At 54.0% G+C, this 13,436-nt stretch carries 14 protein-coding genes; 8 read left to right on the forward strand and 6 right to left on the reverse strand.

The genetic code is table 11. The annotated features are described in order from the left end of the window. Positions 1-38 precede the first annotated feature (38 nt). The 6 genes from AC2FNE_RS05325 to AC2FNE_RS05350 all read left to right on the forward strand — a co-directional run bounded on the left by AC2FNE_RS05325 (position 39) and on the right by AC2FNE_RS05350 (position 5,775). Entirely contained in the window at positions 39-1,229 is a 1,191-nt protein-coding gene (locus AC2FNE_RS05325) for a phosphoglycerate kinase (RefSeq protein WP_496804913.1), read from the forward strand. 144 nt (positions 1,230-1,373) lie between these two features. Beyond that, positions 1,374-1,673, forward strand: coding sequence for an FtsB family cell division protein (locus AC2FNE_RS05330; protein ID WP_170472700.1), 300 nt, complete (start codon positions 1,374-1,376; stop codon positions 1,671-1,673). A 167-nt stretch (positions 1,674-1,840) separates the two neighbouring features. Then, positions 1,841-2,830, forward strand: a complete 990-nt coding sequence (gene pdhA / locus AC2FNE_RS05335) for a pyruvate dehydrogenase (acetyl-transferring) E1 component subunit alpha (protein WP_170472703.1) — start codon at positions 1,841-1,843, stop codon at positions 2,828-2,830. Between the two features lie 15 nt (positions 2,831-2,845). Then, complete coding sequence (locus tag AC2FNE_RS05340) at positions 2,846-4,210, forward strand: pyruvate dehydrogenase complex E1 component subunit beta (RefSeq protein WP_170605223.1); 1,365 nt, start codon at positions 2,846-2,848, stop codon at positions 4,208-4,210. 4 nt (positions 4,211-4,214) lie between these two features. After that, the gene (locus AC2FNE_RS05345; protein WP_170472707.1) at positions 4,215-4,475 is read left to right on the forward strand and encodes a hypothetical protein; all 261 of its coding nucleotides are present in this window, start codon (positions 4,215-4,217) and stop codon (positions 4,473-4,475) included. 1 nt (position 4,476) lies between these two features. Next, on the forward strand, positions 4,477-5,775 hold the full coding sequence (locus AC2FNE_RS05350) for a pyruvate dehydrogenase complex dihydrolipoamide acetyltransferase (protein WP_496804914.1): 1,299 nt from the start codon (positions 4,477-4,479) through the stop codon (positions 5,773-5,775). Between the two features lie 129 nt (positions 5,776-5,904). On the opposite strand, the gene cysE is transcribed toward AC2FNE_RS05350, so the two are convergent. Further along, on the reverse strand, positions 5,905-6,726 hold the full coding sequence (gene cysE, locus AC2FNE_RS05355) for a serine O-acetyltransferase (RefSeq protein ID WP_170472712.1): 822 nt from the start codon (positions 6,724-6,726) through the stop codon (positions 5,905-5,907). A gap of 86 nt (positions 6,727-6,812) precedes the next feature. Between cysE and AC2FNE_RS05360 the strand changes: the two genes are divergently transcribed. Next, a complete protein-coding gene (locus AC2FNE_RS05360) occupies positions 6,813-7,151 on the forward strand; it encodes a TraR/DksA family transcriptional regulator (RefSeq protein ID WP_170472715.1) in 339 nt (112 codons plus the stop codon). Here the strand turns inward: AC2FNE_RS05360 and AC2FNE_RS05365 are convergent. The 5 genes from AC2FNE_RS05365 to AC2FNE_RS05385 all read right to left on the reverse strand — a co-directional run bounded on the left by AC2FNE_RS05365 (position 7,132) and on the right by AC2FNE_RS05385 (position 11,632). After that, a complete protein-coding gene (locus AC2FNE_RS05365; protein WP_170472718.1) occupies positions 7,132-7,428 on the reverse strand; it encodes a DUF7742 family protein in 297 nt (98 codons plus the stop codon). The two genes, AC2FNE_RS05360 and AC2FNE_RS05365, sit on opposite strands and share 20 nt — an antisense overlap. 6 nt (positions 7,429-7,434) lie before the next feature. Next, positions 7,435-9,048, reverse strand: coding sequence for a phage tail protein (locus tag AC2FNE_RS05370; RefSeq protein ID WP_496804915.1), 1,614 nt, complete (start codon positions 9,046-9,048; stop codon positions 7,435-7,437). Continuing rightward, a complete protein-coding gene (locus AC2FNE_RS05375) occupies positions 9,009-10,124 on the reverse strand; it encodes a DNA-packaging protein (RefSeq protein ID WP_496804916.1) in 1,116 nt (371 codons plus the stop codon). Before AC2FNE_RS05375 ends, AC2FNE_RS05370 begins: the two co-directional genes overlap by 40 nt. Positions 10,125-10,176: 52 nt before the next feature. Further along, a complete protein-coding gene (locus tag AC2FNE_RS05380) occupies positions 10,177-10,539 on the reverse strand; it encodes a hypothetical protein (RefSeq protein ID WP_254442495.1) in 363 nt (120 codons plus the stop codon). Between the two features lie 205 nt (positions 10,540-10,744). Beyond that, on the reverse strand, positions 10,745-11,632 hold the full coding sequence (locus AC2FNE_RS05385) for a DMT family transporter (RefSeq protein WP_496804917.1): 888 nt from the start codon (positions 11,630-11,632) through the stop codon (positions 10,745-10,747). 507 nt (positions 11,633-12,139) lie between these two features. On the opposite strand from AC2FNE_RS05385, the gene AC2FNE_RS05390 reads away from it, so the two are divergent. Next, positions 12,140-13,402: a DEAD/DEAH box helicase gene (locus AC2FNE_RS05390; protein WP_170605330.1), complete on the forward strand. Its 1,263-nt coding sequence runs from the start codon at positions 12,140-12,142 to the stop codon at positions 13,400-13,402. Positions 13,403-13,436: the final 34 nt, after the last annotated feature.

Below are 13,436 nucleotides of genomic sequence, written 5' to 3' on the forward strand. Positions count from 1 at the left end.
AACCGCCTATATCGAACTCAAGTGCCGAGGATTGCGCCATGGGCTGGAAAACGCTGGACGACATGGACCTGAACGACAAACGCGTGCTGGTGCGCGTGGACATCAATGTGCCCGTCGTGGACGGAATGGTAACAGATGCCACTCGTATCGAACGCATTGTCCCTACCGTCCGCGATATTTTGGCCGCTGGGGGCAAACCCATTCTTTTGGCCCATTTTGGGCGTCCCGGTGGCGAACGGCGCGAAAACCTATCGCTCAAACAGTTGGTCCCTGCTCTGGAGACTGCATTTGGCGTCGAGGTTCTTTTTTCAGCCGATTGCGTGGGTCCAGAAGCTGAACTGGCCGCGCAGGAGCTGCAACCCGGTCAGGTGCTACTACTGGAAAACACCCGTTTTCACAGCGCGGAAACAAAGAATGATCCTAATCTGGCGGCAGGAATGGCGCAACTTGGGGATATCTATTGCAACGACGCATTTTCGGCCGCCCACCGCGCACACAGTTCTACCGAAGCCATTGCACGGTTGCTTCCCGCTTGCGCAGGCCGCTTGATGCAGGCCGAATTGGAGGCTCTACAAAGCGCACTGGGAAATCCCAAACGCCCAGTGACAGCAGTGGTCGGTGGCGCCAAAGTTTCAACCAAACTGGAACTGTTGGGCAATTTGATAAACAAAGTCGACAACCTTGTAATCGGCGGTGGGATGGCGAACACCTTTTTGGTGGCAAAAGGAATTAGCGTCGGTAAATCGTTGGCCGAGCGCGATATGGCAGATACGGCATCGGACATTCTGTCCAGAGCTGCACACTCCGGTTGCAATATCGTTCTTCCGTCAGACATCGTTGTTGCTGAAAAGTTTGAAGCGAACACACCGCATCAAATACTGCCTGCCGACGAGTGCCCCGAGAATGGCATGATCCTGGATGCGGGCCCCGATAGTGTGGCTGCGATTTCGGATACCTTTTCCCAAAGCAAAACGTTGATTTGGAACGGACCGCTAGGCGCATTCGAACTTGAGCCGTTCGATGTCGCCACCAATGCTGCAGCTCTCAAGGCCGCGGCGCTTACTCGATCAGGACAACTAATTTCGGTCGCAGGTGGTGGCGATACGGTCGCGGCATTGAATGCTTCGGGCGCGGCACACGACTTCACGTATATCTCGACCGCAGGTGGTGCTTTCCTTGAATGGATGGAAGGCAAAACACTGCCTGGGGTTGCCGCTTTAGAGACCTGAACCAAGTAGTTTGGTCGTTTTGGACTCACACTGAGTTTTTTGCGAATCAGGGGATTCACATCCCGAATCACCTATGACATAGTGCTTCGAGATGCCCAAAAAGGGCACGTTTCTTGAGGCAGAATTCATACGGCGGTCAACAGAGTGTCCCGTTCCAATAGACCCAGATTGGGCGCAATCGTCTTTTTCACGGTAGCTTTTATGCTGGGTGTGTATTTCACCTTTGCTGCCGTGCAGGGCGATTATGGTCTTTTCCGCAGAGTGGAGATAGCTGCGGAACGGGACGCTCTTTCGCGCGACCTCGCCAAGCTGAATTCCGAAATATCTGAGATGGAAAACCTAACTCGCCGGTTGTCGGATACCTATCTGGACCTCGACCTTCTGGATCAACAGGCACGGTCGATTTTAGGTATGATCCGTTCTGACGAGATCGTAATCCAATAACGTTACGCATTATCGAAACTTTTCGGCCAGGGGACACCTGCCTAGATCGCCGGTCAAATCCTGCGCGTCCTGCCGCTGCATAACATTTACACTCGCCAGATCAAGCGAAATGCTCTATGAGATAGTTTAACGCTAAACTATCTTGCCGGAAGGGGGAGATCGCCGCTATGGCTGCGCGAAAAACCACAAAGAAACCAAATGTTTCTGCGGAAGAACTTAAGACTTACTATCGGGAAATGCTGTTGATCCGCCGATTCGAAGAAAAGGCCGGGCAACTTTATGGCATGGGCCTGATCGGTGGATTTTGCCACTTGTATATAGGACAAGAAGCCGTCGTCGTAGGACTTGAAGCTGCGGCAGACGACGGAGACAAGCGTATCACTTCCTACCGTGATCATGGCCACATGCTGGCCTGCGGCATGGAACCGGGAGGTGTGATGGCCGAATTGACCGGGCGCATTGGTGGTCTGTCCAAAGGCAAAGGCGGCTCGATGCACATGTTCTCCAAGGAAAAACACTTTTACGGTGGCCACGGCATTGTCGGCGCACAAGTACCGTTGGGCGCGGGATTGGCTTTTTCTGATAAGTACAAGGGGAACGACCGGGTCACGTTTACTTATTTTGGTGATGGCGCAGCTAATCAGGGTCAGGTTTACGAAACATTCAATATGGCGGCGCTGTGGGATTTGCCCGTCGTCTTCGTCATCGAAAATAACCAGTACGCCATGGGCACAGCGCAAGCCCGCTCGACCTCAACCAAAGAAATTTTCCACCGAGGTGAGGCGTTCGGCATTCCGGGCGAAATCGTCAACGGAATGGACGTACTGGCCGTAAAAGAGGCTGGCGAAAAAGCAGTAGCCCACTGCCGCGCAGGAAAAGGTCCATATATTCTTGAGATCAAGACGTATCGGTATCGCGGTCATTCAATGTCAGACCCAGCCAAGTACCGCACGCGTGAAGAAGTTCAGAAAGTGCGTGAACAGAGCGATCCAATCGAACATGTGCGTGAGCTTTTGCTAACAGGAAAACACGCGACAGAGGACGATCTGAAGGCGATCGACAAAGAAATCAAAGAGATCGTCAATCAGGCCGCCGAATTCTCGAAAGAAAGCCCCGAGCCGTCGTTGGACGAGCTTTGGACCGATATCTACGCCTGAGAGGACGATTAAGACATGGCAACCGAAATTCTCATGCCCGCCCTTTCGCCCACTATGGAAGAGGGCACGTTAGCCAAATGGTTAGTCAAGGAAGGCGACACCGTATCCTCGGGCGATATCATGGCCGAGATCGAAACCGACAAAGCGACGATGGAGTTCGAAGCCGTCGATGAAGGTATCGTCGGTAAAATCCTGATCGCCGAAGGTACTGAAGGGGTAAAGGTTAATACACCCATCGCGGTGTTGGTGGAAGAAGGCGAAGACGCCTCCGCGCTTCCCGCGGCAGCGCCCGCACCAGTGACCGAGGTCGCCCCGGCGGCAGTTGATGCCCCTGCTCCTTCCGCTGCCCCTGCCGCGCCCGTTGTGGACCTGTCGCCGGACTGGCCTGCCGACGCCGAGATGAAATCTGAAACCGTCCGCGAGGCGCTCCGCGACGCGATGGCCGAAGAAATGCGCGGCGACGAGGATGTCTATCTGATGGGCGAAGAGGTCGCCGAGTATCAGGGTGCGTATAAAATCTCACAAGGTCTGCTGGACGAATTCGGGCCTAAACGTGTGATTGATACGCCAATTACAGAACACGGTTTTACCGGCATCGCGGTTGGTTCAGCCTTTGGCGGGTTGAAACCGATTGTTGAGTTCATGACGTTCAACTTCGCCATGCAAGCAATTGACCAGATCATCAACTCAGCCGCCAAAACTCTGTATATGTCTGGCGGGCAAATGGGTTGTCCGATCGTGTTTCGCGGACCTAACGGTGCTGCGGCGCGTGTAGCGGCACAGCATTCGCAAGACTATGCCGCTTGGTACATGCAAGTTCCCGGATTGAAAGTTGTTATGCCGTATTCGGCAGCCGACGCGAAAGGTCTGCTGAAATCGGCAATCCGCGACCCTAACCCGGTAGTCTTTTTAGAAAACGAAATCCTGTATGGTCGATCTTTTGATGTGCCACAGGTGGATGACCTGACCATCCCACTGGGCAAGGCTCGTATCTGGCGCGAAGGCTCTGATGTGACCATCGTCAGCTTTGGTATCGGTATGCAATTCGCGTTGGAAGCCGCTGACAAATTGGCCGAGGAGGGAATAAACGCCGAAGTGATCGATCTTCGCACAATCCGCCCGATGGACACTGGCGCGATTATCAACTCGGTAATGAAAACCAACCGTCTGGTAACTGTGGAAGAAGGCTGGCCCCAAGGCTCTGTGGGTAGCTATATCTCATCAGTCGTAATGCAGGAGGCGTTCGATTACCTTGACGCGCCGGTCATCACTTGTACCGGAAAGGATGTTCCGATGCCGTATGCCGCCAACCTTGAAAAACTGGCGCTGGTTACGACCGATGAGGTGATCTCGGCTGTCAAACAGGTGACTTATCGGTAACAGAATGGATATCAGGGGCCGCGATCCAGCAACCGAATGCTACCGTGTCGATCTGGTAATTGACGATCGTACGATCACGGCCCTTGTGCCTGAGCGTTTGGCGGCTGATATGCGATTGATCGGTTCTCGGCCATCTCACCAAACAGCCTACGTCTGGATGGCTGAAAACAAAGAAAAAATCGAAGCGGCGATAGCGACACTCGCACGCGGCACCGGGCGCCCACGGGCGCCTTTTGACCAAATTACTTTGATTGAGGAGCGCTGAAATGCCCACCGAAATCCTGATGCCTGCTCTGTCTCCCACTATGGAGGAAGGCACGCTTGCGAAATGGCTCGTCAAAGAAGGCGACACTGTATCCTCCGGCGACTTGCTGGCTGAGATAGAAACCGACAAAGCCACGATGGAGTTCGAGGCGGTCGACGAAGGTGTCGTTGGCAAAATCCTAATCCCGGAAGGAACCGAAGGCGTTAAAGTAAACACCGCTATTGCGGTTCTGTTGGAAGATGGCGAAAGCGCTGATGATATCTCGACGTCGCCAGCCCCTGCCCCTGCGGCCGCGCCAAACACGGCGGCGGGCGACGAAGCCGCGCCCGCGACATCCGAGGCCCCTGCCCCTGCTCCAGCCGCCCCTGCAAAGGCTGATGGAGGCCGTATCTTCGCTTCGCCTTTGGCACGTAGAATTGCAGCGCAAAAAGGACTCGACCTAGCGCAAATTAACGGTTCCGGTCCGCATGGCAGGATCGTCAAGGCGGATGTCGAAGGCGCGACAGCAAGCGCACCAGCCATCGCTCCGGCCGCTACAACCGCCCCCCCCTCTGCTGCTGCCCCAGCGGGTCCTTCAGCTGACGCAGTTGCCAAGATGTACGAAGGTCGCGAATTCGAAGAAATTAAACTGGACGGAATGCGCAAGACGATCGCCGCCCGACTTTCCGAAGCCAAACAGACCATTCCGCATTTCTATCTGCGTCGTGACATCAAGCTGGATGCACTGTTGAAGTTCCGAAGCCAGCTGAACAAACAGCTAGAAGGTCGCGGAGTGAAACTGAGCGTTAACGACTTTATCATCAAAGCCGTTGCCAACGCCCTGCAACAAGTACCCGAGTGCAATGCTGTTTGGGCCGGAGACAGGGTCTTACAATTGAAACCTTCGGATGTAGCTGTTGCCGTCGCTATCGAAGGCGGCTTGTTCACACCTGTACTGCAAGACGCCGATACCAAATCGCTCTCTGCTTTGTCGACCGAGATGAAAGACCTTGCTGGTCGCGCCCGGGAACGTAAGTTGGCTCCGCATGAATATCAGGGCGGTACGTTTGCCGTTTCCAATCTGGGCATGTTCGGTATCGACAACTTCGATGCAATCGTGAATCCACCCCACGCTGGTATTTTGGCGGTCGGAACTGGACTGAAAAAACCCGTTGTCGGAGATGACGGAGAACTGACAGTAGCCACGATCATGTCCGTCACAATGTCAGTTGATCACCGCGTTATCGACGGAGCGCTTGGCGCACAATTGCTGCAAGCCATTGTCGAAAATCTTGAAAACCCGATGGTGATGCTGGCTTGATGTAATTCACAAAAAGCCCCACCCGAACGGAAATCGGGCGGGGCCAAGATTTGTAATGATCGAAAAGCGGCGTTTAGTTTCCGATCAACTCAAGAGTTCAAAGACTGTTCTCGCATCGATGCGACAAGCTTAACTTGGATCCTGGTGATTCTTTCCCAGCATATGATCCATTGAAATCGAGGGCTGATCGCACCCTGCTTCACCGACAATCTTCGCGGGAATGCCCGCAACCGTCTTGCAGGCTGGAACCTCCTCCAACACCACAGATCCGGCTGCGATGCGGCTGCAATGGCCAACCGTGATGTTCCCAAGAACCTTTGCACCAGCCCCAATCAGTACTCCATCTCCGATCTTGGGATGACGATCTTCCTCTTCCTTACCTGTCCCGCCCAGCGTCACGGAGTGCAACATCGAAACATTATCACCTACAACGGCAGTTTCGCCGATCACGATTGAATGGGCGTGGTCGATCATAATCCCCTTGCCAATTTTCGCAGCCGGATGGATATCAATTCCAAATATCTCAGACGAACGCATCTGAACAAAATACGCCAAGTCATGCCGGCCTTTTCGCCACAGCCAATGACCTACGCGATAAGCCTGCATCGCCTGATATCCTTTGAAATAGAGCACTGGCTGCAGCAGACGGTGACAGGCCGGATCACGCTCGTATACCGCCATCAGATCCGCCCGCGCCGCTTCTAGCAAAGAGGCGTCGTCCGAATAGGCTTCTTCAACGATTTCACGCAAGACCATCATCGACATCTCGTTCGAGCACAACTTGGCGGCAATGCGATAGGACAAAGCCCTCTCGAGACTGCGGTGATGCAGGATACAGGCGTGAACCAGACCACCCATAAGTGGTTCCTTTTCCACGGCCGCCAGAGCCTCTGCCGTTATGCGATCCCAAACAGGATCGACGTTGGTGATTTGACTGCGCTTTTCGAACATGGCTTTTGATCCTTTTCTGCGCCTAGAATAGCCATCTAAGGTCAAAATCACCAAACGCAAACCCCTGATGTGTTATACAACAAAAAATGAACGAACATGATCACCGATATTTTGAACGACTTATCAAAGTTCGGTTGGCGTCTCTCGAGGCGGAGTCAGCGTCAGGCCACGACGCACAAGCGATTGTCGAACTTGATCAGCAGGCCGTTGGACGCCTCAGCCGCATGGATGCGTTACAAAACCAGGCGATGGCAAAGGCCCAGCAGGCCCGCAGGGATGTAGAAACGCGCCGGCTTCAGACCGCGCTCAGCCGAATTGCCGAAGGCGAGTACGGCTATTGCGAAGATTGCGGAGACTTAATCGCTCGGGGGCGTCTGGAACTGGACCTTGCGGCAAGCAAGTGCGTCAGTTGTGCCTCTGACTGATATTAAACCGGATAAGATTACGTAGAACTATCTCGAAACACTCACAATATTGCAGGTCGTTGAAACTGGGCTCATCCGCCAATCGACGAATATACGCGACAGCCATCAGGGATCCGTTCCCGTATTTAGGATGTAAACGGCCCATATCCGAAGTGTATTCGTGCGCCAATTGCGCCTCGTTAAACATTTGTAAGCATATGGATTCCCGCTCGGAAGGCGGCGCGGCCAACAAGGCCCGCGCCGCTGCACTTACATCACCATGCAAAACAGTACGCAAGATGGACTAACTTGCAGTGCAAGATGCGAAAAGGCCTGGGCCAAAGATCGCTGAAACTTGAGCAACTTCGACAACGTAAGTCCCGCTTACACCATCTGCAGCCTTCGCTGTTTCCGAGTAAGACCAAATTGGAGTCGCGGTCGTCTCGTCGCGCAATAGTACCCCGTTTGAGCGAACTCGAACCAAATAAGCTTCGGTCTCTTCACCCAATGGAACATCCAAGCCGCCCCAGTCATCTCCATCCACCCGCGTGCGGCGCACCCACGAAAAGCTGTCAGCGTCGGTCTTTGACACGACTTTTAGATGAGCCGGCGCATATGGGCGCAAACCGTTGCCGTCAAATGCTTCGACCTGGTGAACAAAAGCTGGATCCTCATACCCACGCGATGCGGGACCGATCCGATAATGTTTTGAAACGCGTCGTTCATTGCGGAGCAAGTTGAGTTGGCTGATACGATCATCGAGCAAAACGAAAACAGAGCCCTCAGGCCAAACTTCAGGCATAGCTGAATCTGTTCCCAATTGGCCGCGCAACCGACCTGAAAGGTTAAATATTCCGCCTTCTTCCAATGTTGCGTCAGAGAACTGGATTACTTCCCAATTATCGGGAGTGCCGTCACCAATGGCAGCCAAGTTGGCACCGTTCAGCAAAGCTTCTCGCGGTCGTGATTCCAGAAAGCCGTCGATCAAGTTGACCCGAAGTGGCCTGCCTTCATCCCAAATTCCGGAGCTGGCCCGCCAAAGCGGTGACTCTGTGAAACCTATTACCGCCTGATCCGAAATAACTTGTCGCAGGGCATAATCTTCGTCCTGCGCAGCGACATAAATAGCTACATTGCCCGCCCACGGGTCTGCCGACAAAGCAAGATAGGGCGCATGTGCGGCCTCTGCCCCTGTAATGAGCGGTAGATCCATAAGTACCGGTAAAACGGGTGTCGGCGCGATAAAAGGTCTGGCGTTGACGCCATCGTCAGTGATCTCGGCGGGGGCATAAACGTCGGGTTCAATCCGAACCGCGTCGACCAGCTGCATTTCAGCCTGTTCAATCCGGTCAATACGAAAACTCGGGAAGTCCTGCTGATCCATGCCTTTCAAGCGAACAACGTCACCAGCGCCAAGATTCAGCTGAGACGGCGGCAAGGCGAAGCGCGCGGTTTCGCGCGACATCCGAGACTCGCTGAGCCACCGTTCGACAGTTTGACGTCCCTCGCCCCGGGTCATTGACAGAGCCATTTCGTTCACTGCAACTGCATGAGTACGATCATCCGGCAGCACCGCTTCTTCGGCAACGATATCGTGATCTGCGTCGGATTGAACAAAGCGTAGTCGGACCCGTCCGGCCATCTCTGCCTCGGCTTCACGCCGATACTCAACAGTGCCTTCGACATCAGAGTTGATCGCAAATCCGTCTGGGTTTACGTCAAAGGCCTTAAGACCACTACGCATCCGGAACACCAGCTTACCGTCGCGCTCAATAGCGTCGAACCCGTATCGCATCATCAGCGGCTGCAGAGCTTGGCGGCCATCCAGTACATCCTCAATCGCGTAACCACGCACAACCCCATGCAGCCCGGACACGTCTATGTCGCTGACACCAGCTCGACGGCAGATTTCGGACACAACAGCCCCGTCGCGTGAGCAACCCGCCCTTGCTCATACAACGCCGCTACGGGTTCTGACCTCGCGATCTTGCCGCGAGATGCCCGCACTGCTCGGAACGGGACCAGAGGATCTACTTGCCGAACGACCTCTTCAACCAAATCTCCGCCTTGATTGATCTCGGCCACCAACCGTTCAGCCCCGAATTCATCCATCGCGTCAATCGCCGCCTGCGCCCATCCCGCTGGGCCAAGCCCTTTCACTGTTCTGTCCGCCAGTACGAATGCTCGCCAATCTTCCGGCGATCCTTCCATCTGGGCACCTACCACTACGATTCCGCAAGCATCCGCATCTGAACCCGCCGTAACTGCTGGATCCAGAGCGACCACGATGCGGTCCAAATTGGGCACATAGTCAGTTCGCGTTGAGTCCAGCATCGACACTGTCCATAGCGCGCCTTCGGCATCTGACAGCAAAACGCCGTCCAATTCCTGGCGTCCTAACCGCGTACCCGCGTATCGTGACCTCACTTCCTCTAAAAACGATCCGGCCAGGTTAGCGCGGTTCGCCTCGGTCTTTGCATGCGTTTGTACCGTCGACGGTGACGCCAAAAGATCCTTCAAAACTTTAACATTCTTCGGTGTCGTCGTTACGCAGACGCGCGGTCGCTCGCCCAGCCGTAAGGCGAACTGTAACATATCCCAAGTTTCACCTGCCTTCTTCCATTTCGCCAGCTCATCCACCCAAGCCGCATCGAATTGTGGCCCTCGCAAACCTTCCGGGTCATACGCAGAAAACACCTGTGCTTCTGCTCCATTCGGCCAGATTAGTTTTCGCTCGGTAGCTTTCCACATTGGGCGGCGATCTGGCGGTGAACACCGCAAAATCCCGCTTTCGCCAAAGATCATCACATCGCGAACCTGATCGAAAGTTTCGCCGACCAGCGCAACCCGTCTGGCTTCGCCGCAATCCATCGGCTTTGCACCCTCGACCATCGAGCGCACCCATTCGGCACCTGCTCGCGTCTTACCTGCACCGCGTCCGCCCATAATCACCCATGACCGCCAATCGCCTTCTGGTGGCAGCTGATGTGGCATTGCCCAAAACTCGAACAGAAAAGGGAGGGCGCACAGCCCCCCCTCCCCAATCTCACTTAGAAATCTGTCCTGCACCGCAGCAGGCGCGGAGGCGAGCCAGCCTGCACCCAATCTCAGATCGCGCCCGTTCAAGGTCGAGCGCGTAACCTCCTTGGGCAATTCCGGCTTGCCTGTGGTGTTGTTCGACAAAGCTTATCTCCACTTTCTGGCAACTTCGGATCAGCCCCTCTAGCTGACCGAGTTGTTTCGCTGAACCAGCAAAATCTGCATCCTCCCCGGCTCCAATCCGCCTGCGCAGTTCTTCCGCTGCTTGGCGCAGATTGCGAATGGACCTCTCGAGCGACTGCAAAAGATCTGCAGTCTGCGAAATCCGCTCTTCCGGGGTTATCAAAGTCATATTTGCCTGTGACCTCATGCGTGAGTGATCTCCGCACGAGAGAAACGAAAGCGGCCTCCAGGTCGCCCCAGGGCCGCTTCACACTTCTTCTAGCATGGCACAATTTAAAATTGTAAAGCGCGTGAAGTCAATATGTTACGCAACATGATCGCAACGCCCATCGAACCTATCAAGCGCAACATCATAGAAAAATTCATTTCAGCAGGCTCTGTTGAAACTAAATCTATCCTCGCGCAATCTCCAAAAACGCCGCGCTTACGATAAGTGCAGCGCCAAAGAACTCTCGCATGCCGAACGGTTCTCCGGACAGCAATGCAGCAGACATTAGTCCAACCACAACCTCGCTCATCAACAACAGGCCGACTCGCGCTGGAGTGAGCTTTGTAGAAGGCCAAATCGTAAGATAAATCATCGGAAGAGTATAAAGAACGGAAAGGGCAGCGAATGGCAAAACGTCCATTAAGACGCCGTTGCCGCCATTCAACCTCAAAGCCCCGGCCCCAAGGAATAAGCTAACAATTGACAGGATCAGTGCGCCGAATAGAAAAGCGAAAATTTGCCCCCCAACCGGCACCGACTTGGTTCGGTATAGTCCGAGCGTCCCAACGGCCCATGTCATGCCAGAAATCAGCGCTAACCAGTCGCCCACATTGCGCGGCCAAGGAATCGATTGTTCACCGCCTAGAACTACAAAAAGCCCGCAAACCCCGCACAATAGGCTAAGTAACCGGAGGGGACCCAATCTCTCGCCTAAGAACACAAATCCTAAGACAGTGCCCCAAATTGGCGTCAAATAGAAAAGCAGGATCGATCGGGCGACTTCTGTGTAGGCCAAGCTGATCGAATACAGACTGAATGCTGCCCCTGTGAATACACCACTGAAAACTAGGCCGCGCCATTCTTGAGCCAAAGCCTGTCGACTTCTCCACAAAATCGGGATCAAAACGACAAGCGCAGTTGTATACATCGCGATCCCCGGCCAGGCGCCATCCAGACCCATTTCCAAAAAAAATCGGACTGGAATCCAATAAAGACCCCACAGCATTCCTCCACACACCAGTGCTATGCTGGCTGTTCGAATGTCGTGATTTTGCGTGATTCCCTGGGTCATTACCGGTCCAATTTCTTAGGTCGTTACTTTGATGGATTGCACTCGTGCCCAATTACTTTTGGAATGCAACTCGGAACCAACAGCATTGAAAAAAAAGTTTTTAACAAATCGTTAACATCACAGGAAAATTGTTGCGACCAAGCGTAACCATTAAAGCCAATTCGCGTCAGTGTAACACTCGCGATACAATATTATTCCGAAAATGATACTGACCATAGACAAGAAGTCCATTCCACCGAGCTCGGTCTTGACATTCTCTTCCTCAACACGCATTGGCCTCGCAAAACAGCGCTAACGCGTGAGCAACAAAGGGCCAATTGAGCTGGTCCTGCAGCGCCCTATAACCTCCAGTTCCCCATCACGCAGGGTTCTTGAAGCGACGGCCACATGTGGCGGGGTATTTCCGTTCTTCCCGAGGTCGCGCACAACCCCTGCTGACCACGCATACTGCGTGCTCTGCAATAACTCGTCTGTGGGACAATCCCGCAGAAAATGAAGGAATATTACTTGTTCGATTTCGACATGCTCGGGCTTGCGCCAGAACTGAACCAAGCACTAAAACGCGCAAAACTCATCCAGCCCACACCGATCCAAAATCAGGCAATTCCATTGGCGTTGGATGGCCAAGATATCTTAGGATTGGCACAGACCGGTACCGGAAAAACGCTGGCATTTGGCCTGCCGTTGATTGACCACCTTCTAGCGCAACCCGGCAAGCCGGCGCCCAAGACGACCAAGTCGCTGGTCCTTGCCCCCACGCGCGAATTGGTCAATCAGATCGCCGACAGTTTACGCGCCTTGACGCATAAGACAAAAATTCGGGTCGCAACCGTGGTTGGCGGCCAGTCCATCAACAAACAAGTCATGTTTCTTGCGCGCGGCACAGACATTCTGGTGGCCACTCCGGGCCGACTAATTGACCTTATGGATCGTGGCGCAGTCGATCTTAGCTCGGTCAAACATCTGGTATTGGACGAAGCTGATCAGATGCTGGACATGGGCTTTATTCACGCTTTGCGCCGCATCGCGCCAGAACTTGGCACACCACGGCAAACGATGCTGTTTTCCGCGACAATGCCAAAACAAATGGAAGAACTGAGCCGGGCCTATCTCAGCAATCCCAAACGCGTGCAAGTTTCCCCTCCTGGTAAAGCCGCAGACAAGATCACGCAGTCCGTACACTTTGTGGCTCGTTCCGAAAAGCCTGCCAAATTGCGCGAAATTTTGTCCCAGGACGCTGGCGCTCTGACGCTAGTGTTTTCACGCACAAAACACGGCGCCGAAAAACTGATGAAAGGACTGGTGTCAGACGGGTTCAATGCTGCCTCAATTCACGGCAACAAAACTCAGGGTCAACGTGATCGTGCGATCAAGGCATTCCGACAAGGCGAAATCAACGTTTTGGTTGCAACCGATGTCGCCGCGCGTGGTATCGATATTCCCGGCGTAGCCTACGTAATCAACTACGACCTGCCCACGGTACCAGACAATTACGTCCATCGCATCGGCCGTACAGCACGCGCAGGGCGCGAAGGAGAGGCTATCTCATTCTGCACCACGGACGAAGTTGATCAACTTCGGCAAATTCAAAAGTTGATGAAAGCCGAAATACCAGTTGCAAGCGGCTCGATGCCGGAAGCAGTAGAAAAAACAAAACAGGCGCGACACCGAGGCAAAGGTCGCCGCGGTCCAAGCAGCAATCAGAACTTAGGCGGTGCTAAACCGGCGGCGCAAAAAAGACGCCGTCCAAGACGCAGAAAGGCTGCCTGACGTCACCGGACATTAAAAATATTGTTTCCTGTCG

The organism is Ruegeria sp. YKSD179, from assembly GCF_059612885.1.